The 19,627-nt window shown below is 66.6% G+C and carries 14 protein-coding genes; 7 read left to right on the top strand and 7 right to left on the bottom strand.

Annotation, left to right across the window (positions count from 1 at the left end):
• Window positions 1-2: 2 nt before the first annotated feature.
• The 3 genes from DGN21_RS11740 to DGN21_RS11730 form a co-directional block, all read right to left on the bottom strand.
• Window positions 3-1,307: a DUF445 family protein gene (locus DGN21_RS11740; RefSeq protein WP_024940197.1), complete on the bottom strand. Its 1,305-nt coding sequence runs from the start codon at window positions 1,305-1,307 to the stop codon at window positions 3-5.
• A 562-nt stretch (window positions 1,308-1,869) separates the two neighbouring features.
• The gene (locus tag DGN21_RS11735) at window positions 1,870-2,727 is read right to left on the bottom strand and encodes a plasmid replication/partition related protein (protein WP_102256710.1); all 858 of its coding nucleotides are present in this window, start codon (window positions 2,725-2,727) and stop codon (window positions 1,870-1,872) included.
• Window positions 2,728-2,839: 112 nt separating this feature from the next.
• A complete protein-coding gene (locus tag DGN21_RS11730; RefSeq protein WP_126966043.1) occupies window positions 2,840-4,192 on the bottom strand; it encodes an aspartate aminotransferase family protein in 1,353 nt (450 codons plus the stop codon).
• A gap of 410 nt (window positions 4,193-4,602) precedes the next feature.
• Here DGN21_RS11730 and DGN21_RS11725 point away from each other — a divergent pair, with 410 nt between their 5' ends.
• From DGN21_RS11725 to DGN21_RS11705, 5 genes are all read left to right on the top strand, one after another.
• Window positions 4,603-6,282 carry an OFA family MFS transporter gene (locus DGN21_RS11725; RefSeq protein ID WP_047125188.1) on the top strand — a complete coding sequence of 560 codons (1,680 nt, stop codon included), beginning with the start codon at window positions 4,603-4,605 and terminating at the stop codon, window positions 6,280-6,282.
• A gap of 6 nt (window positions 6,283-6,288) precedes the next feature.
• Window positions 6,289-7,134, top strand: coding sequence for a formate dehydrogenase accessory sulfurtransferase FdhD (gene fdhD / locus DGN21_RS11720; protein WP_126966044.1), 846 nt, complete (start codon window positions 6,289-6,291; stop codon window positions 7,132-7,134).
• A complete protein-coding gene (locus DGN21_RS11715) occupies window positions 7,131-9,479 on the top strand; it encodes an FdhF/YdeP family oxidoreductase (protein WP_046343116.1) in 2,349 nt (782 codons plus the stop codon). Before fdhD ends, DGN21_RS11715 begins: the two co-directional genes overlap by 4 nt.
• Window positions 9,469-9,747, top strand: a complete 279-nt coding sequence (locus DGN21_RS11710; protein ID WP_065031620.1) for a hypothetical protein — start codon at window positions 9,469-9,471, stop codon at window positions 9,745-9,747. The genes DGN21_RS11715 and DGN21_RS11710 overlap by 11 nt, the downstream gene beginning before the upstream one ends.
• Window positions 9,748-10,754: 1,007 nt before the next feature.
• A complete protein-coding gene (locus tag DGN21_RS11705) occupies window positions 10,755-12,047 on the top strand; it encodes an MFS transporter (RefSeq protein WP_126966046.1) in 1,293 nt (430 codons plus the stop codon).
• Between the two features lie 237 nt (window positions 12,048-12,284).
• On the opposite strand, the gene DGN21_RS11700 is transcribed toward DGN21_RS11705, so the two are convergent.
• The 4 genes from DGN21_RS11700 to DGN21_RS11685 all read right to left on the bottom strand — a co-directional run bounded on the left by DGN21_RS11700 (window position 12,285) and on the right by DGN21_RS11685 (window position 17,019).
• Window positions 12,285-12,746 carry a bacteriohemerythrin gene (locus DGN21_RS11700; RefSeq protein ID WP_054592757.1) on the bottom strand — a complete coding sequence of 154 codons (462 nt, stop codon included), beginning with the start codon at window positions 12,744-12,746 and terminating at the stop codon, window positions 12,285-12,287.
• A gap of 181 nt (window positions 12,747-12,927) precedes the next feature.
• Window positions 12,928-14,226, bottom strand: coding sequence for a diguanylate cyclase (locus DGN21_RS11695; RefSeq protein ID WP_039512053.1), 1,299 nt, complete (start codon window positions 14,224-14,226; stop codon window positions 12,928-12,930).
• Window positions 14,227-14,323: 97 nt separating this feature from the next.
• The gene (locus DGN21_RS11690; protein ID WP_126966047.1) at window positions 14,324-15,640 is read right to left on the bottom strand and encodes an FAD-binding oxidoreductase; all 1,317 of its coding nucleotides are present in this window, start codon (window positions 15,638-15,640) and stop codon (window positions 14,324-14,326) included.
• Window positions 15,640-17,019 carry a glutamine synthetase family protein gene (locus DGN21_RS11685; RefSeq protein ID WP_126966048.1) on the bottom strand — a complete coding sequence of 460 codons (1,380 nt, stop codon included), beginning with the start codon at window positions 17,017-17,019 and terminating at the stop codon, window positions 15,640-15,642. The genes DGN21_RS11690 and DGN21_RS11685 overlap by 1 nt, the downstream gene beginning before the upstream one ends.
• Window positions 17,020-17,307: 288 nt before the next feature.
• Here DGN21_RS11685 and DGN21_RS11680 point away from each other — a divergent pair, with 288 nt between their 5' ends.
• Window positions 17,308-18,063, top strand: coding sequence for a gamma-glutamyl-gamma-aminobutyrate hydrolase family protein (locus tag DGN21_RS11680; protein WP_126966049.1), 756 nt, complete (start codon window positions 17,308-17,310; stop codon window positions 18,061-18,063).
• Between the two features lie 6 nt (window positions 18,064-18,069).
• A complete protein-coding gene (locus tag DGN21_RS11675; RefSeq protein ID WP_104645879.1) occupies window positions 18,070-19,455 on the top strand; it encodes a glutamine synthetase family protein in 1,386 nt (461 codons plus the stop codon).
• Window positions 19,456-19,627 lie beyond the last annotated feature (172 nt).

Below are 19,627 nucleotides of genomic sequence, written 5' to 3'. Positions count from 1 at the left end.
CATCAGAACGCCAGCCAGATCGATAATGCGTGAAGGGCAAGCCCGATCAGTCCGCCCACCAACGTTCCATTGAACCGAATGTATTGCAGATCGCGTCCGACACCCAATTCCAATTGTTCGACGAGGTGACGTTCGTCCCAACTTTTCATCGTCGACGCGATATGGTCGGTCACCGATGCGCGCAGACGCGTGGTGAGTTTGTCGGCGGCCTGCAACATGTGCTGGTTGAGCGCTTCGCGCAGCGAGGGATCCTGCGACAGGGCCTGGCCGAGCGATTGCATGGAGCGCTCCATGTGCGCGGCCATCGACGATTCTTCACGCGCCAGGTCGTTGCGCAGTGCATCGCGGATCTCGCCCCACAGGCCTTGCACGTAGTCCTGCAAGGCCGGATGTTCGATCACGCGTTGCTTGAGCTCCTCCACGCGCTCGGCCATTGCCGGCTCGTCGCGCAGGCGCGCGATGTAGCGTTGCAGCCACGCTTCGTAGTCGAGCCTGATCGGGTGCTCGGGGGTCTTCAGGATGTCCTGCAACTCCTCGATCGCCGCCCGCGCCATGCGGTCGGCCAGGCTGTCGCCGATCTCCTCGATCGGCTTGACCCAGTTCACCGTGCCGACCAGCTTGGGCCACTCGCGCCGCGCGTAGCGCACGATCAAGGCCGAGGCGCGCGTCTTGACCTGCTCCTGATCCAGCCACTCGCCCAGGCGCAGCAGCACCTCGTCCAGCAATTTCTGATGCCGGCCGTCGGTGGTGAGCAGTGCCATCACATCGCCGACGGTGGCGGCTGCATTCCATTTGCGCAGACGGTCGACCACGAAGCGCTGGATCGCGCGGCGCACCGCGGCCTCGTCCAGCAGTTCCAGCGCCTGCAGCATCCAGCTGCGCGCCATCTGCGCGAGCATGCGCGCCTGTTCGGGTTTGGCCAGCCATTCGCCGAGGCGGCTGGCCGGGTCGAACACGCGCAGTTTGTCCATCAACGCCTCGGGGGCGAGGAACTGGTCGCGCACGAATACCGCCAGGCCGTCGGCCAGACGGTCCTTGCCGCGCGGCAGGATGGCGGTGTGCGGAATCGGCAGGCCCATCGGGCGGCGGAACAAGGCCACTACCGCGAACCAGTCGGCCAGTGCGCCGACCGTGGCCGCTTCGCAGAAGGCCGAGACCCAGGCCCAGACGCCTTGTTCGCCCATCAGGTGGCTGACGACGAAGCCGGCGAACATGGCCAGCAGCAGGGCCACCGCCAACAGCTTCATGCGCTGCAGCTGGGCACGACGGGGATCGACGGGGCGGGGAGTGCTGACGCTTGGTTCCATCTGCGCAGTGTACCCAGTCGCCGGAGCACGGCATGTCCACAGCCGGGCGTGACGGCGCGGTAGGAGCGGGCCTGAGCGCGATGGGGTTACCGGGAAGGCCATGTCGCGCCCGGGTGCGCTCCTACGGGTAATTGCAGCGATCGCGGTAGTAGCCGATCGGTCCTGTAGGAGCGCGCCTGAGCGCGACGGCGTTACCGGGAATGCCATGTCGCGCCCGGGTGCGCTCCTACGGGTGGTTGCAGCGATCGCGGTAGTAGCCGATCGGTTTGTAGGAGCGCGCCTGAGCGCGATGGGGTTACCGGGAATGCCATGTCGCGCCCGGGTGCGCTCCTACGGGTGGTTGTAGCGATCGCGGTAGTAGCCGATCGGTTTGTAGGAGCGCGCCTGAGCGCGATGGGGTTACCGGGAAGGCCAGGTCGCGCCCGGGTGCGCTCCTACGGGTGGTTGCAGCGATCGCGGTAGTAGCCGATCGGTTTGTAGGAGCGCGCCTGAGCGCGATGGCGTTACTGGGAACGCCATGTCGCGCCCGGGTGCGCTCCTACGGTGATGCACCGTCCGGCACTTAGCCGCGCAGGCGCTCCAGCTGCGATTGCAGCGCGGTCACCTTGGCCTGCAGCGCGGCGTTTTCGTTTTCCAGTTCGGTGACGCGGCGTTGCAGGGCTTTCATGTCGCGGCGTTCGGCTTCGCCGCCTTCGGCCTCGTCGGGCTTGGGTTTGCGCTTGGCGTCGCGTACGCGCTTGGCAGCCTGTTTGAGCTCGGCCTTGCCGGCCTGCGCGGCGGCGCGTTGCTCGTCCTCGGACAAGGTGGCCACGGCAGCGGCGGCGCTGATCGAAATCTCGCCGGCCTTGACCGCCTGCACCACTTCCGGGGCGGCCTGCTTGTGGATGCGCTCGATCATCACCACCTGGTTGTTGCTCAGGCGGGCCTCGCGCGCCAGCTCGGCGCGGCTGACCGGGGTGGAGGTCTCTTCCCACGGCGGGCTGTCGTTGTCCGTGGCCGCCGGCGTGGCGTCGTGGTCGATGCCGGTGGCCGACTGCTCAATGTCGGCAACCGCCGGCGCTTCGGCAGCGGCGTCGGCGTCGCGTTGGCTGCGCTGGCGCGCGGCCAGGATCTCGCGCTTGCGCAGTGCCAGCACGCCGCGCTGGAAGTCCGATACGCTGCGCCGGCCCAGGTGCTGCTCGATCATCCACAGCTGCACGTCCTGCATCGACTGGAAGCGCGGGTTCTGTACGGTCTGGAACGGCAGGTCGTGCTTCTGGCAGATGCCGTAGCGGTTGTGGCCATCCACCAGCACATCGCCCCACAGCACCAGCGCATCGCGGCAGCCTTCGGCCAGCAGGCTGCGCTCCAGCGCCTCGTGCTCGTCGGGCGTCAGCGGGTCGATGTAGGCCTTGAGTTCTTCTTTGACAACGATGTTCATGCGGCAACTGCGGGGGAAGTGCGGGGCCGGCATTGTAGTGAGCCTGCCCCGGCTTTGCGCGCTTGACCGCGCCGCGTGCCGGCGTTACGCGCGGGCGCCTGTGCCTTGGTCGTCAGGCAGTGCTGAGCAGGATATTCCCCAGCGTTTCGATCATCTGCCCGATCTGCTCGGGGGTGACGATCAGTGGTGGTGACAGCGCGATGACATCGCCGGTGACGCGCACCAGCAGGCCGCCGTCGTGGAAGCAGCGTTCGAACACCTCGTAGCCGCGTGCGCCGGGCGCGCCGTCGCGTGGCGCCAGCTCGATCGCGCCGATCAGGCCGATGTTGCGGATGTCGATGACGTGCGGCAGCCCGCGCAGGCTGTGCAGCGCGTCTTCCCATTGCGGGCCCAGCGTGATCGCGCGGTCGAACAGGTGTTCTTCGGCGTAGGTGTCCAGCGCGGCGATGGCCGCGGCGCAGGCCAGCGGATGGCCGGAATAGGTGTAGCCGTGGAAGAGCTCGATCGCATTCTGCGGCCCCTGCATGAAGGCCGCGTGGATCGCATCGGCCACCAGGACCGCGCCCATTGGCACGCTGCCGCTGGTCAGCCCCTTGGCGGCGGTGATCAGGTCCGGCGTGACGCCGAAGCGTTGCGCCGCGAACGCCTCGCCGACCCGTCCGAAGCCGGTGATGACCTCGTCGAACACCAGCACGATGCCGTGGCGGTCGCAGATGGCGCGCAGCCGCTGCAGATAGCCTTCCGGCGGCAGGATCACTCCGGCCGAGCCGGATACCGGCTCGACGAAGACCGCCGCAATGGTCGAGGCGTCGTGCAGGGTGATCAGGCGTTCCAGATCGTCGGCCAGCTCGGCGCCGTGCGCCGGCAGCCCGCGCGCGTAGGCATTGCGTTGCAGATCCAGCGTATGCCGCAGATGGTCGGTGCCGGCCAGCAGGGGACCGAACCATTTACGGTTGTTGGGCAGCCCGCCGATCGACATGCCGCCGAAGCCGACCCCGTGATAGGCCTTCTCGCGGCCGATGAAGCGGGTGCGCTGGCCCTCGCCGCGCAGGCGGTGGTAGGCCAGCACGATCTTCATCGCGCTATCGACCGCCTCCGAGCCGGAGTTGGTGAAGAACACATGGCCCAGGCCGGGCGGTGCGATCGCGGCCAGCCGCTGCGCCAGCACGAACGGCAGCGGTGAACCCATCTGGAAGGTCGGGGCGAAATCCAGCGTGCCGGCCTGCTCACGGATCGCCGCCACGATGCGTTCGCGGGCGTGGCCGGCATTGCAGCACCACAGCCCGGCGGTGCCGTCCAGGATCTGGCGGCCGTCGACATCGCGGTAGTACATGCCGGCAGCGGAGGCCAGCAGGCGCGGGCGCGCCTTGAACTGGCGGTTGGCGGTGAACGGCATCCAGAACGCGTCCAGGTGCGCCGGTGCCTGCAGCGCGCGTGCGCCATCGCGCGGAGGGTGGTCGTGCATGGCGGACTCCGTCGCTGGAAAGCGTCCGACTGTACGGCCACCGCGCCTTGGCCGTCACCCCGGCCGAGCGCGACGGCGAGCACGATTTGCGGACCTGCACGCGCCGATCCACATGGACTAGTCAATTAGTCGCAGCGTCGGCCGCTAAGCTGTGGGAACGCCTTGTGGCGCAGGCCATGACGGGTTTTTGACTGGCTGCGGGGCGTGCCGAAGCATTGCAAAGATTCAACGATCGCCGATGATGCGCCAGACGAGTGCCAGTTGGGCCTGGTAGTCGCCGCTGCCCTTATCGCAACACGTCAATCGATCGCAGCCATCAATCGTTTTCGGAACCACTGACACCGCCTGCATGCAGCCATCCTGTCGGGCGCTCCGGACACACTTCATCGCACTTTTTTAGGGGAACGGGAATGACACAAGGGTCCACCGTGGCGAGCGCCAACGGCGCAGACGCCGGCCTGCTGTCCAAGGAGCGCATTGTTGCGCGTCCGGGCTTCAATCGTTGGTTGGTACCACCGGCGGCATTGGCGATCCACCTGTGTATCGGCATGGCCTATGGCTTCAGCGTGTTCTGGTTGCCGCTGTCCAAGGCGCTGGGCATCACCGAGGCGATCGCGTGCCCGGCCGACATGGGCCTGTTCGCGCGCATGGTCGCCACCACCTGCGACTGGAAGATCAGCGAGCTGCAGTGGATGTACACGCTGTTCTTCGTGCTGCTGGGCTGCTCGGCGGCGATCTGGGGCGGCTGGCTGGAACGTGCCGGCCCGCGCAAGGCCGGTGTGGTCTCGGCGCTGTGCTGGTGCGGTGGCCTGGTGATTTCGGCGGCCGGCATCCACTTCCATCAGATCTGGATGCTGTGGCTGGGCTCGGGCGTGATCGGCGGCATTGGTCTGGGCCTGGGTTATATCTCGCCGGTGTCGACGCTGATCAAGTGGTTCCCGGACCGCCGCGGCATGGCGACCGGCATGGCGATCATGGGCTTCGGTGGCGGCGCGATGATCGGCAGCCCGCTGGCCGATGCGCTGATGCGCCACTTCGCCACGCCGACCTCGGTGGGCGTACTGGAAACCTTCCTGGTGATGGCGGCGCTGTACTTCGTCTTCATGATGGCTGGCGCGTTCGGGTACCGCGTGCCGCCGAGCGGCTGGACCCCCGCCGGCTGGACCGCGCCGGTGGCCAGCAACAACGCCATGATCACTGCCAACCACGTGCACGTGAGCAAGGTCTGGGGCATCCCGCAGTTCTGGTTGCTGTGGGGCGTGCTGTGCCTGAACGTGTCGGCCGGCATCGGCGTGATCGGCATGTCCTCGCCGATGCTGCAGGAAGTGTTCGGCGGCCGGTTGATCGGGGTGGACGTCGGCTTCGGCAGCCTGGACACGGCGCAGCTGGCCAGCATCGCGGCCATCGCGGCCGGCTTCACCGGCCTGCTCAGCCTGTTCAACATTGGCGGGCGCTTCTTCTGGGCCAGCATGTCCGACAAGCTCGGCCGCAAGAACACCTACACGCTGTTCTTCGTGCTGGGCATCTGCCTGTACGCGGCTGCGCCGTCGGCCGGCGGTGTGGGCGGCATCGCGCTGTTTGCGGGCATCTTCTGCATCATCCTGTCGATGTACGGCGGCGGCTTTGCCACCATCCCGGCATATCTGGCCGACCTGTTCGGCACCCAGATGGTCGGTGCCATCCACGGCCGCCTGCTGACCGCCTGGGCCACCGCCGGCATCCTCGGTCCGGTGGTGGTCGGCTACATGCGCGAGTACCAGCTGGCCCACGGCAGCCCGCCGTCACAGGTCTACAACACCACCATGTACATCCTCGCCGGCATGTTGGTGCTCGGTCTGATCTGCAACCTGTTGGTGCGCCCGGTGGCCGCGCGTCATTTCATGACGCCGGAAGAACTGGCGCGCGAGAAGCAGCTGGCGCACGAGAAGGTGGACCGCAGCGGCAAGGCGGTGCTGCCGCCGGAGCAGATGGCGCGCATCGGGCATGGCGGCAACCCCGCCCTGGTCGCGCTGGCCTGGCTGGCGGTGGGCGTGCCGATGTCTTGGGGCATCTGGGTCACGCTGCAGAAAGCCTTCGTGCTGTTTCATTGAGATGAGATGACACTTTCGTCTTCCCGTTCCGTGCGCGCCGGCAGTGTGGTGCGCACGGTTGTCCGCCACCGCGGCGGCCGTAACGCCACGGTGCAGGACATGGTGGCGGCCGAAATGCCGGTCGCCTTCCACTACAACGGCGTGCCGTTCGCGGTGATGATGGCCACGCCGGAAGACCTGGAAGATTTCGCATTCGGGTTCTCGCTGAGCGAGGGCATCGTCGACCAGCCGCAGGATCTGCGGGTGGTGGCGGTGGAGACGTTTCTGGAAGGCGCCTCGCTGCAGATCGAGATCCCGCCCGAACGTGCCGCCGCGCTGGACCGGCGACGGCGCAATCTGGATGGCCGCAGCGGTTGCGGGGTGTGTGGCAACGAATCGATCGAGGCGGTGCTGCGTGTGCCGCCGGCCCTGCAGTCGGCGTTGCAGATCGATGCGCAGGCCTTGGCGCGTGCGCTGGAAGCGCTGCACGCGCAGCAGCCGATCGCCGCACAGACCGGCGCGGTGCATGCCGCCGGTTGGGCCGATGTGCACGGTGTGGTGCGCTACGTGCGCGAAGACGTCGGCCGGCATAACGCGCTCGACAAGTTGATCGGTGCGCTGGCGCGGGAGCGCGTCGATGCATCGCAAGGGTTTGCGGTGGTCACCAGCCGCGCCAGTTACGAAATGGCCATGAAAGCCGCGCAGGCCCGGATCCCGCTGCTCGCAGCGATTTCGGCACCGACCGCGCTGGCGATCAGCCTGGCCGACAGTGCGGGACTGACCCTGATCGGGTTTGCCCGCGATCACGATTGTGTCGTTTACAGCCATCCGCAGCGCCTGAATCTGGGCGTTGGCGTGGGAGAGCCCGCATGAGCAAGAAGACCATCCAGCAATACGACAATCCCGCCGGCGGCTGGGGCGCATTGCGCTCGGTTGCCAAGCACCTGATGGAACAGGACATCGCGGTGCAGGGCGCCAAGACGCTGCTGCACGCCAACCAGCCGGACGGTTTCGACTGCCCCGGCTGCGCCTGGCCCGACCGCGATCACACCTCCACCTTCGAGTTCTGCGAGAACGGCGCCAAGGCCGTTGCGGCCGAGTCCACGGCGCGCCGCGCCGGGCCGGAGCTGTTCGCCTCGCACAGCGTCAGCCTGCTGTCGCAGTACAGCGACTACTGGCTGGAAGGGCAGGGCCGGCTGACCCAGCCGATGCGTTACGACGCGGCCACCGACCACTACGTGCCGGTGAGCTGGGACGAGGCCTTCGCGCAGATCGCCGGGCACCTCAACGGGCTGGCATCGCCGGACGAGGCGATCTTCTACACCTCCGGGCGCACCAGCAACGAAGCGGCCTTCCTGTATCAGTTGTTCGTGCGCGAGTTCGGCACCAACAACTTCCCCGACTGCTCCAACATGTGCCACGAGCCCTCCGGCACCGCGCTGCGTTCGCAGATCGGCGTGGGCAAGGGCACGGTGTCGCTGCACGATTTCGAACTGGCCGATGCGATCTTCATCTTCGGCCAGAACCCGGGCACCAATCACCCGCGCATGCTGGGCGAGTTGCGTCAGGCCTCCAAGCGCGGCGCGGCGATTGCGGCATTCAATCCGCTGCGCGAGCGCGGGCTGGAGAAGTTCGCCGACCCGCAGGACAAGCTGGAGATGCTGCACAACGGCTCCACCCGCATCGCCTCGGATTATTTCCAGCTCAAGATCGGCGGCGATCTGGCCGCGGTCAAGGGCATCATCAAGCACGTGCTCGAGCGCGACGCACAAGCCCAGCGCGACGGCACGCCACGGCTGCTGGATCTGGAATTCATCGACGCCCACACCGCCAACTTCGACGCCTTCGCTGCCGAGGTGCATGGCGAATCCTGGGACACCATCGTCGAGGAGTCCGGGCTGGACGAGGCGGCGCTGCGCAAGGCCGGCGAACTCTATCTCAATGCCGAGCGCGTGATCGCTTGCTGGGGCATGGGCATCACCCAGCACAAGCATTCGGTGGCCACCATCCACATGATCACCAACCTGCTGTTGCTGCGCGGCCATCTGGGCCGGCCGGGCGCGGGCGTGTGCCCGGTGCGCGGACACAGCAACGTGCAGGGCGACCGCACGATGATGATCTACGAAAAACCGCCGGCCGCGTTTCTGGACAAGTTGCAGACGCTGTTCGGGTTCGCGCCGCCGCGCGAAGACGGCTTCGACACCGTCGGTGCGATCGAGGCGATGCTGGACGGGCGCGGCAAGGTGTTCTTCGCGATGGGCGGCAATTTTGCCGCCGCCACGCCGGATACCGACGCCACCCATCGCGCGCTGCGCAATTGCGAATTGACCGTGCATGTCACCACCAAGCTCAATCGCAGCCACCTGGTGCACGGGCGCGATGCGCTGATCCTGCCATGCCTGGGCCGTACCGAAATCGACATCCAGGACGCTGGCTCGCAAGGCGTGACGGTGGAAGATTCGATGAGCATGGTGCACCTGTCGGCCGGCATCAATCCGCCGGCCTCGCCGGAGCTGTTGTCCGAGCCGGCGATCGTGGCGCGGCTGGCCGAGGCGACGCTGGGTGCGCGCAGCGCGATCCGCTGGCGGTGGCTGGTGGGCGACTACGACCGCATTCGCGACCTGATTGCCCAGGTGTTTCCCGATTTTGCCGACTTCAATCAGCGCGTGCGGGTGCCGGGCGGCTTCCGCCTGTCCAACACCGCGCGCGATCGCCAGTGGGTGACGCCCGAGAAGCGCGCGGTGTTCAAGCCGCACGCGGTGCCGACCGACAACCCGATCCATCGCGCACGCCGCAGCCACACCGAGCAGATGGTGTTTACGCTGGCCACCACGCGCTCGCACGATCAATACAACACCACCATCTACGGGCTGGACGATCGCTACCGCGGGGTGTTCGGCGAGCGTCGCGTGCTCTTCATCAATGGCGCGGATATCGCCGCGTTGAACATGAAGGCCGGTGACTGGGTGGACCTGGAGAGCCTGTGCGAGGACGGCGTGCATCGCGAGGCGCGCCGCTTCCTGCTGGTGGACTACAACATTCCGCGCGGCTGCCTGGCGGCGTACTACCCGGAAACCAACGCGTTGGTGCCGCTGTCCAGCTTCGCCGACGAAGCGCGCACGCCCACCTCCAAGTCGATTCCGGTGATCGTGCTGCCGCACCGCGCCGAAACCGCCGATGCGGCGCCGCGCGATATCGGAGCGGTGCTTGTCCGCTGATCCACAGCTCACCGCGCTGCTGCTTGCCGCATTGGCCGACACGCCCGAGGGCGTGTCGCTGGCGCGCCTGTGCAAGCAACTGGGCGTGCGCATGAGCGTGCTGCTGCGCACTCTGGCGTGGTTGGGTAACGCCAGTCTGGATGGTCAGCCCGGTCCGGGCTGGATCCAGCTGGAAGACCGCGGCGAGCGCCAGTTCGCGGTGCTGACGGATCTCGGGCTTGCAGCGCATGCGCAACGTGCAATGACGCAAACGCAGCAGGGCGACTGAGTAACTTGCTGGTTCTTCCCGGCTGAGGAGAGCAGGAGACTGAAGCCTCTTCACTTGTACGGGAAGCTCGATCAGACGCAACCTGATCCGAACAACGCAGGCTACGCTTTGCTTGCAACCAAACACACCGACCATCTTGACTGGTCCTTGTCCGCTCACCGTCGCGGGACCTTACGCGGCATGGATGCCGCGTAAGAGCCTACATGGACGTACTTGCGGCGTGTCCTGCGATGGTGGGGGCGGGCAAGGGCCCCGCAGCAAAGTCGCAGACCCGACGCTCTGCAAGCGATCTATCAGCACTATCCGACCACTCCAAGACCCACCGAGCTCTTCAATGGTGGCGCCGTTATGCAGGCAGTCAAAGGCTTGGGTCAAAAGCCTGGTTGATCGAGCGCGCGGTGTCCTCACCGCTTGCGGGACACGCCGTGAATCCGTCCGTGGAGGCTCCTCGGCGGCATCCATGCCGCCGAGGGTCCCGCAACCGGCAAGGACACCGCACCAGAGAGTTGGTCGGCTGCTTTCCTCAAAGCTTATTTCTCGGCTTGCGGTGGGAAGATGAGACGTTTGTAAGTCGCGTGTTGAAAGCCTGTTGCTCGGGCTGCATCGGGAGCTGATCGGGTGCAACGCGATCCGAACAACGCGCATCAAACACTGCTCTTACCGCGCACACCGACCACCTCGACAGGTCCTTGTCCGCTCACCGTCGCGGGACCTTACGCGGCATGGATGCCGCGTAAGAGCCTACACGGATGTACTTGCGGCGTGTCCTGCGATGGTGGGCGGGCAAGGGCCCTGCAACCAAGCTGCAGATCATCTGCTCTACAAATAATCTATCAACGCTGCCCGGCGACTCCAACGCAACCGAGATTCCGAAAGACATCAGGCTGCCACTGCCCGAAAGGCAGGCAGTCACGGCTGTAACTTTTTGCAAGCAGGTTGGTCTGCGCAAACCGTTGCTGCAATCTGCCAGAATCGGCTGACTTGTCTTGTCTGGATGCCGATCAACGATGACTGCTGCTGCGCCGCTTGCCGCTCCCATCAATTCGCCTGCGCGCGTGCTGTTCGCCAGTCTGATCGGCACCACCATCGAGTTTTTCGATTTCTATATCTACGCCACCGCTGCGGTGCTGGTGTTTCCGACGCTGTTCTTTCCGGCGGGCGATGGCAGTGCGGCGATGCTGCAGTCGCTGGCGACGTTTGCGGTGGCCTTTATCGCACGGCCGGTGGGCTCGGCAGTGTTCGGCCATTTCGGCGACCGGATCGGGCGCAAGGCCACGTTGGTGGCGGCGCTGCTGACGATGGGCCTGTCCACCGTGGCGATCGGCTTGCTGCCCAGCTACGCGCAGATCGGCGTGTTCGCACCTGCGTTGCTGGCGCTGTGCCGCTTTGGCCAGGGTCTGGGTCTGGGCGGCGAGTGGGGCGGGGCCGTGCTGCTTGCCACCGAAAATGCGCCGCCCGGCAAGCGCGTGTGGTACGGCATGTTTCCGCAGCTGGGTGCGCCGCTGGGCTTTCTGCTGTCCACCGGCACCTTTCTCGGCATGGGCGCGTTGCTCGACGATGCGCAGTTCATGCAATGGGGCTGGCGGGTGCCGTTTCTGGCCAGCGCATTGCTGGTGCTGACCGGCCTGTGGGTGCGCCTGAGCATCACCGAGACGCCGGACTTCCAGAAGGCCCTGGATCGCAAGACCCGCGTGCGCCTGCCCTTGGGTACGGTGATCTCGCAGCACTGGCCGGCGCTGATCATCGGCACGCTGGGCGCATTCGCCACCTTCGTGCTGTTCTATCTGATGACGGTGTTCGCGCTGGGCTTCGGGACCAAGACCCTGGGCTACGACAAGGAGCAATTCCTGCTGTTGCAGATGGCCGGTATCGTGTTTTTCGCGATCGGCATCCCGCTGTCGGCCAGGTTCGGCGACCGGCATGGCGCGCCGCTGGCGATGATGCTGGCCAGTGTGGCGATCATCGCGTTCGGGTTGGCGTTCGCGCCACTGTTCCAGGCCAATCACCCGTTGCAGGTACTCGCGTTCCTTGCACTGGGCTTCTTCTTCATGGGCCTGACCTACGGCCCCTGCGGCACGCTGCTGGCCGAGCTGTATCCCACCGAGGTGCGCTACACCGGAGCCTCGCTGTCGTTCAATCTGGCCAGCATCCTGGGGGCGGCACCGGCGCCGTACGTGGCCACGCAACTGGCCGCACGCTATGGCGTGCAGGCGGTCGGGCAGTATCTGGGCGCCGCGGCGGTGTTGAGCCTGCTGGCGTTGGTCGTGGCCCGCAGATCGCGTCGCCCGGTTGGCGTTTGAAGGCGTACGCGAGTCGGCGTCATCGTTGAGGCAGGTCCCGCCCAGGTGCACTTCTCCGAAGCTGGCTGCTTCTGCGCGAAATGAAGTCTTCGGGCCAATGGTCTAGGTATTGCGTACATTGCTGCACCGTGGTGCTGGCGATGCTGGCCTGCCGATCCTCGGGAACGCGCTTGCTCGATGCGGCATGACCGGCACCGCCCTGTTGCGCGCGAGCACGCGCCTGCGCCGGAGCGATTGCTAGCGGAACAGACGCTTGAGTGTGCGTCCCAGCCAGTTGCCGTGTTGGTGGCTGCGCGCGAACTGGTCCAGATGTGCGATCACCTGCGGCGCATAGGCCTGGTCGTCGCCGCGGATATGGTTGAACAACCAGCGCGAGAGCATGCTGCGGAGTTCGTCGCAGACGTCTTCGCCGGCCTGGAACCGCAGCCGGTACTCGCCGACACGTTTGCCGAAGACCTCGTGCACGCGCTTGTGCGCCAGGCTGAAGGGGTAGCCGGCTTCCTCCATCAGTTCTTCCTCGAAGGCAAAATGCGACAGCGTGTAGTCGATCAATTCGTCGATCACCTCGGCCACTGCCAGGCGTTGCAGGCTGGTTTGCGCGGCATGCAACTGATTGATCATTTCCACGATGCGCCGGTGTTGGTGATCGATGACCTCGATCCCGGTGTTGAGGTCGTCCTGCCAGACCAGCAAAGCCATCGTTCGCCCTTGTTCCATACGATGAGGGCACGATAGGCGCGCGTGATCGCCAACGCGTTGATCTGGATCAAATCCGGCTACGGCGCGCGGGCGGCGTGCGTGCTGCGGGACGATTCTATGTTGCGGCGATACCGCCGGATCGGGCGCGCCGCCGGCCGTGCGGCGCACGAACCTGCGCCGCTCAGCTGGCCAGGCGCACCTGGTTGCGGCCGCCGGCCTTGGCCAGATAGAGGTACTTGTCCGCTTCGCCCAGCAGATGGTGCAGCGACTGGCCGTCTTCGGTGGCGATGCAGACACCGATGCTCACCGTCATGCTGAGGGTTTCGTCGCCGATCCGCACGCGCAGTGCGCTGATGCGTTCGCGCAGGGTTTCGAAGTAGCTGGTGGCGTTGGCGGCATCCAGCCCCGGTACCAGCAGGCAGAATTCTTCGCCGCCGAAACGCGCCACCAGATCCTGCGGCCGCGCATGACTGGAGACCGACGCGGCCACCGCGCGCAGCGCCTGGTCGCCGGCTTCGTGGCCCCAGGTGTCGTTGATGTGCTTGAAGTGGTCGATGTCCAGCATCGCCGCGGTGACCGTCTGCTCCTGCGACAGCAGGGTGGGGATTACCCGCTGGCTTTGTTCCAGGAAATAGCGCCGGTTGGGCAGGCCGGTGAGGAAGTCACGGGTGGCCAGGTCCTGCAGCGTGCCGATCAGTTCCAGCTGGTCCACGTTCTGCGACACGCGGCAGAAGAACTCTTCGCGCGAGAACGGCTTGCGCAGGAAATCGTTGGCACCGTTCTTGAGGAAACGTGGGATCAGCGACGAGTCGCTGTTGCCGGAGATGCCGATCACCGCGACCTTGTCGCGCGAACGGATCGCACGCAGACGGCGGGTGAATTCCACCCCTTCCATGCCGGGCATTTCCTGGTCGACGATGGTCAGGCGGATGCCGGGGTCGCGCTCGATCGCCTGCAGGCCGGCCGCACCGTCGGCCGCCAGCACCACGCGGTAGCCGTACATCGACAGCAACGCGGCCGCATAGGTCCTTGCGGACAGGGAATCGTCCACCACCAGCGCGGCGATGCGGCGATTGCGCTCCAGGCGTTGCACCAGCCAAGCCAGATATTCGATGCTGCCGGGCGCGTTCTTGAGCACGTAATCGATGATCTGCTGCTGCAGCACGCGCTGGCGCAGATCCTCGTCATAGACGCCGCTGACCACCACCGTGGGCAGCTTGCGCGAGAGGAAGAATTCCACGACCTTGTCGCGGTCGCCGTCCACCAATACCAGGCCGGTCAGGACCAGAAACCAGCCGTCTTCTTCGTCCAGTACACGGGCGGCTTCCGCCAGCGTCGACACGACCGTGACCGGCAGCTCCACGCGTTGCTCGATGGCCTCGCGCAGCATGCTGGTGAAAGTGCGCGAGTTCTCCACCAGCAACACGCGTTGCGGCAGGACTGCGCTTTCACTATTGCGATGTAGGGTACCTGGGGACATCGGCTGGCCGTGCGGATCGAACCGTCATACCAGCTAACGGCCCTGCTCGCCAAAACTTGAGCGCCGCGTCTCAAAGCGCCCAAGACGGCGCCCTATATCACCACAACGCATCGCGCAGCCGGTACCAACTCATCGCTGCCACCAGCAGCGGCGTGCGCAGCAGGCGCCCCCCGGGGAAGGGCCGATGCGGAATGCGTGCGAACACGTCCAGCCGTCGGCTCTGGCCGGCGATGGCCTCGGCGATGACCTGGCCGGCCAGGCCGGTGGCGGCGACGCCATGCCCGGAGAATCCCTGGGCGAAATACACGTTGGGCCCCAGCCGGCCCCAGTGCGGGGCGCGGTTGCGCGAGATGTCCACGTAGCCGCCCCACAGCGTTTGCAGCGGCACGTCGCGCAGTTGCGGGAAGACCGTGTGCATGCGTCGGGTCATCAACCGATCCAGGCCGTGCGGCGGGCGCGAGGAGTAGCTGGCGCGTCCGCCGAACAGCAGCCGGTGGTCGGCACTGAGCCGGTAGTAGTCCAGCGCCCAGTTGGTGTCGGCGACCGCCATGTCGTTGGCGATCAGCGCGCGTGCACGGGCCTGGCCCAGCGGCGGCGTCGCACCGACATAGGTGCCGACCGGCATGATGCGGCGCTCCAGCGCCGTGGAAATGCCCTGCAGCAGGGCATTGCCGGCGATCACGCCGAACTCGGCGCTGACGCTGCCCTGGTCGGTCTGCATGGTCACGCGCGCGCCGTGCTCCAGCCGGGAGACCGGCGAGGCCTCGTGGATGCGCACGCCGGCCGCCAGCGCTGCGCGCGCCAGGCCCAGCGCATAGGCCAGCGGATGCAGATGGCCGCTGGCCGGGTCGAACATCGCGCCCAGGTAGAGCGGGCTGTCCAGCACCTGCCGCGTACGCGCGCGGTCCCACCATTCCAGCGGGTAGTCGTAGCGCTCGGCCATGCGCACGATGCCGTGCTGCAAGGCCTGCACCTGGCGCGGCTTCAGCGGCACATGGGCGTGGCCGTCGCGCCAGTCGCAGGCGATGGCGTGGCGGTCGATGCGCGCGCGCAGCAGGTGCATGCCGTCGCGCGAGAAGTCGAACAGCAGCCGCGCGTCGGCATCGCCGACCAGCGCTTCCAGGGTTTCCTGCTCGCAGCCGTAGCCGACGATGGCCTGGCCGCCGTTGCGCCCGGAGGCGCCCCAGCCGATGCGCCTGGCTTCCAGCACGACGACCTTGTAGCCGGCCTCGGCCAGGGCGAGGGCGGCGGTGAGGCCGGTGTAGCCGGCGCCGAGGATGCAGACATCGGCACGTTGCACGCCCTGCAGGCATGGTTGCTCAGGCAAGGCCGGCGTGCTGCGGGCGTACCAGCTGTCGGGATAGCCGTTACCCGGCGGATCGGTTGGCGGCAGCGATGTGGCCGGGCCGTCCATCAGACGATCCGCAGGTACCGGGCGTAATCCAGATCGGGCACCTGCGCCTGGTAGTCGAGCAGCTCGCGCTGTTTCTGCTGGCCGAATACGTGCTGGAACTGGCTGCCGAACTGCGCGCCGACAAAGTCGCTGGCGCCGAATGCATCCACCGCGGCTTGCCAGGTGCGCGGCCGAAAGACCGCTTGCGCATAGGCATTGCCGGTGACTGGCGCGCTGGGCTCGCCGGGATGTTGCAGGCCGTCCAGCATGGCGGCGAGCACGGCGGCGGCGGCCAGGTACGGGTTGGCATCGGCGCCGGCGATGCGATGCTCGATGCGGGTGTTGCGTGCATCGCTATGCGGGATGCGCAGCGCCACGGTGCGGTTGTTGAAGCCCCAGCTCGCATCCAGCGGCACGAAGGCATTGCTGACGAACCTGCGGTAACTGTTGGCGTGCGGCGCGAACATCAGCAGCGAGGCATCGGCGTGCCGCTGCAGGCCGGCGATGGCATGGCGCAGGCGGTCGGCGGGTACATCGACGTTGCCGGCAAACACGTTGTGCCCGTCGACGTCGAGCAGGCTCACGTGCAGGTGCAGGCCGCTGCCGGCCTGGCCGGGAAACGGCTTGGCCATGAAGCTGGCGAGCTTGCCCTGCTGTTGCGCAATCGCCTTGATGGTGCGCTTGAGCAGGATCGCCTCGTCGCAGGCGGCCACCGCATCGGCGCGATGCTGCAGGTTGATTTCGAACTGGCCAGGTGCGTATTCGGCCACGGCGGTGTCGGCCGGGATGCCTTGCTGGCGACAGGCGGCAGTCACCGCGTCGGTGAAGCTGCGCTGGTCGTCCAGGTCCTGCAAGGAATACACCTGGGTGCTGTCGCTGCGCGCACCGGTCTTCGGGTCGCGTGGCGTCTGCGGGCGTCCCTGCGCATCGGGCACCGCATCGAACAGATAGAACTCCAGTTCCACCGCAATGACCGGGGTCAGGCCGAGCGCAGCAAAACCGTGCAACACGCGTTGCAAGACCGCGCGCGGTGCGACCTCGAACACGCTGCCGTCCGGCTGATGCATTGCCAGCAGCAGCTGCGCCATCGGCCGCGGTGCCCACGGCACCGGGCGCAGCGAGCCGGCGATCGGCCGGCAGATGCGATCGGCATCGCCGATGGCGTAGCCCAGCCCGGTTTCCTCGACGGTATTGCCGGTGATGTCGGTGGCGATCAGCGACATCGGCAGGCACACGCCATCGCGATAGACCTTGCCCAGGACCTCGGCTGTCACACGCTTGCCACGCAGCACGCCATTGGTATCGGGCAATAGCAGATCGGCCGCTTCGCAGCCATCGATCTGCGCCAGTGTGGCGGCATCGATGGCGGGCAAGTACGCGACGGAGTTCTCGGAAACCATGGGCACCACCTGCAAGGTCGCCGCTCAGACTAGCAAAGCGCATGTGATCGTTCGCAACTGTGCGCGTGTGGACCCTGGCAATGCAGGTGGCCGCACGGTAAGTTCGCAGGCATCGGCAACGCACCCGATCAACCCGGGGCGACCACGCGCTGACAAGTCGTCGCGGTCGGAGCGATGCAGGTGATGCGCAAGCCGCCAGCTGCGCGCCACCTGTGCCCTGTACAGTGCCAGCGCCTGCCTGGTGGCGAGCGCAGACGTGATGCAGCCGCGTTCAACCGGGAGATCCGCATGGCTGTCGTTCCACTGGTCGGGTTGCCGACCGATCGCATCCAGCAAGGGCCGCATCCGTTTCTGGCCACCGGCGAGAAGTACATCCGCGCGGTGGTGGACGCAGCCGGAGCCATGCCGGTGCTGTTGCCGAGCCTGCAGCCCACGCTGGATGCGCGCGCGTGGCTGGATCGCCTGGATGGCCTGTTGCTGACCGGTGCGGTGAGCAATGTCGAGCCGCATCACTACAGCGACGAGCCGAGCTGGGAGGGCAATCCGCACGACCCGGCGCGCGATGCCACCAGCCTGGGACTGATTCCGCAGGCACTTGCGCGTGGCCTGCCGGTGCTGGCGATCTGCCGCGGGCTGCAGGAGGTCAATGTGGCGCTGGGCGGGCGCCTGCATCAACGCGTGCATGACGTGCCTGGCCTGCTTGATCACCGCGAAGACCGCGCCATGCCGCTGGACACGCAGTACGGCCCGGCGCATCCGGTGCAGCTGCATCCCGGCGGCCTGCTGGCTGACATGAGCGACAGCGCGCAGGTCATGGTGAACTCGCTGCACGGGCAGGGCATTGCACGCCTGGCCGACGGCCTGCTGATCGAGGCGCAAGCGCCGGATGGCCTGATCGAAGCCTTTCGCGGCCCCGGGCCGGGCTTTCTGCTCGCGGTGCAGTGGCATCCGGAGTGGCGTGTCACACAGCATCCGTTCTACCGTGCCATCTTCCAGGCCTTCGGCGAGGCCTGTCGCCAATACGCCGCTCGACGCGGTCAGTGAGGTTGCATGTCGATCCGCACCCGTTCGCGCACATCCACACCCAAGCAGCCCGAGAGCGCGCTGCGCCGCTGGCTCAAGGACCGCCACATCACCGAGGTCGAGTGCCTGGTGCCGGACATCACCGGCAACGCACGCGGCAAGATCATTCCGGCGGACAAGTTTTCGCACGACTACGGCACCCGGCTGCCGGAAGGCATCTTCGCCACCACCGTCACCGGCGATTTCCCTGACGATTACTACGAGCTGACCTCGCCATCGGATTCGGACATGCATCTGCGCCCGGATGCATCCACCGTGCGCATGGTGCCGTGGGCGGCCGATCCCACCGCGCAGGTCATCCACGATTGCTACACCAAGGACGGCCAGCCGCATGAGCTTGCCCCGCGCAATGTGCTGCGGCGCGTGCTGGACGCCTATGCCGAAGCCAAGCTGCAACCGGTGGTGGCGCCGGAGCTGGAATTCTTCCTGGTGCAGAAGAACACCGACCCGGACTTTCCGCTATTGCCGCCGGCCGGGCGCTCGGGTCGGCCGGAGACCGCGCGGCAGTCGTATTCGATCGATGCGGTCAACGAGTTCGACCCCATCCTGGACCTGATGTACGACTATTGCGATGCGATGGAACTGGATGTGGATACGCTGATCCACGAATCCGGCGCCGCGCAGCTGGAGGTCAACTTCACCCACGCCGATGCACTCTCGCGCGCCGATCAGGTGTTCCTGTTCAAGCGCACCATGCGCGAGGCCGCGTTGCGGCATGGCGTGTATGCGACGTTTCTGGCCAAGCCGATGGAGACCGAGCCGGGCAGTGCGATGCATATCCATCAGAGCCTGCTGCATGCCGGCACCGGCAAGAACGTGTTCAGCGGCAAACGCGAAGGCGGCTTCAGCGACACCTTTGCGCACTATCTCGGTGGCCTGCAGAAATACATTCCGATGGCGATGGGGCTGCTGGCGCCCAACGTCAATTCCTACCGGCGGCTGATGTTCGGCGAGGTGTCGCCGAGCAATGTGCTGTGGGGTTTCGACAATCGCACCTGCGGGCTGCGGGTGCCGATCGATGTGCCGCAGAACATGCGGGTGGAAAGCCGCTTTGCCGGCTCCGATGCCAATCCGTACCTGGCGATGGCGGCGACCCTGGCCTGCGGGTTGCTCGGCATCCGCGAGAAGCTCGAACCGACCGCGCCGATCAGCAGCAACGGCAAGCAGCAGGGCTACGATCTGCCGCGCTCGCTGGGCGAGGCGCTGGACGGACTGGAGGGCTGCGAGGCCTTGCAGGAGATGCTGGGGCGGCGCTTCGTGCGCGCCTACATCTCGGTCAAGCGCAAGGAGTACGAGACGTTCTTCCGTGTGATCAGTTCGTGGGAGCGGGAGTTCCTGTTGTTGAATGTGTGAGGCGTCTGCGCTCGGCGCAGCGTGCCGCGCCGCTCCCGTCTCCCCTCGGGAGAAGGTGCCCGAAGGGCGGATGAGGGCAGGTCGTCTGGCCATGGTCCAGGCCTACGTTTATTGCAGGCGTCCGATGCGTTTTGCGCCAGCTGCCTTTCGTAACGCCACTGCATTCGCGCCA

Origin of the sequence: Xanthomonas sp. MLO165 (genome assembly GCF_018831305.1) — a bacterium.
Taxonomy (GTDB): domain Bacteria; phylum Pseudomonadota; class Gammaproteobacteria; order Xanthomonadales; family Xanthomonadaceae; genus Xanthomonas; species Xanthomonas arboricola.
The sequence above is the reverse complement of the archived record's forward strand: the minus strand, read 5'-3'. Positions and strand labels throughout refer to the sequence as shown.

What these genes read in the sequence shown, in the direction of transcription:
- DGN21_RS11735 (WP_102256710.1), bottom strand. Translation starts at nt 2,727, where the DNA reads ATGAACATCGTTGTCAAAGAAGAACTCAAGGCCTACATCGACCCGCTG.
- DGN21_RS11705 (WP_126966046.1), top strand. Translation starts at nt 10,755, where the DNA reads ATGACTGCTGCTGCGCCGCTTGCCGCTCCCATCAATTCGCCTGCGCGC.
- DGN21_RS11715 (WP_046343116.1), top strand. Translation starts at nt 7,131, where the DNA reads ATGAGCAAGAAGACCATCCAGCAATACGACAATCCCGCCGGCGGCTGG.
- fdhD (WP_126966044.1), top strand. Translation starts at nt 6,289, where the DNA reads ATGACACTTTCGTCTTCCCGTTCCGTGCGCGCCGGCAGTGTGGTGCGC.
- DGN21_RS11700 (WP_054592757.1), bottom strand. Translation starts at nt 12,746, where the DNA reads ATGGCTTTGCTGGTCTGGCAGGACGACCTCAACACCGGGATCGAGGTC.
- DGN21_RS11675 (WP_104645879.1), top strand. Translation starts at nt 18,070, where the DNA reads ATGTCGATCCGCACCCGTTCGCGCACATCCACACCCAAGCAGCCCGAG.
- DGN21_RS11730 (WP_126966043.1), bottom strand. Translation starts at nt 4,192, where the DNA reads ATGCACGACCACCCTCCGCGCGATGGCGCACGCGCGCTGCAGGCACCG.
- DGN21_RS11690 (WP_126966047.1), bottom strand. Translation starts at nt 15,640, where the DNA reads ATGGACGGCCCGGCCACATCGCTGCCGCCAACCGATCCGCCGGGTAAC.
- DGN21_RS11740 (WP_024940197.1), bottom strand. Translation starts at nt 1,307, where the DNA reads ATGGAACCAAGCGTCAGCACTCCCCGCCCCGTCGATCCCCGTCGTGCC.
- DGN21_RS11685 (WP_126966048.1), bottom strand. Translation starts at nt 17,019, where the DNA reads ATGGTTTCCGAGAACTCCGTCGCGTACTTGCCCGCCATCGATGCCGCC.
- DGN21_RS11725 (WP_047125188.1), top strand. Translation starts at nt 4,603, where the DNA reads ATGACACAAGGGTCCACCGTGGCGAGCGCCAACGGCGCAGACGCCGGC.
- DGN21_RS11695 (WP_039512053.1), bottom strand. Translation starts at nt 14,226, where the DNA reads ATGTCCCCAGGTACCCTACATCGCAATAGTGAAAGCGCAGTCCTGCCG.
- DGN21_RS11680 (WP_126966049.1), top strand. Translation starts at nt 17,308, where the DNA reads ATGGCTGTCGTTCCACTGGTCGGGTTGCCGACCGATCGCATCCAGCAA.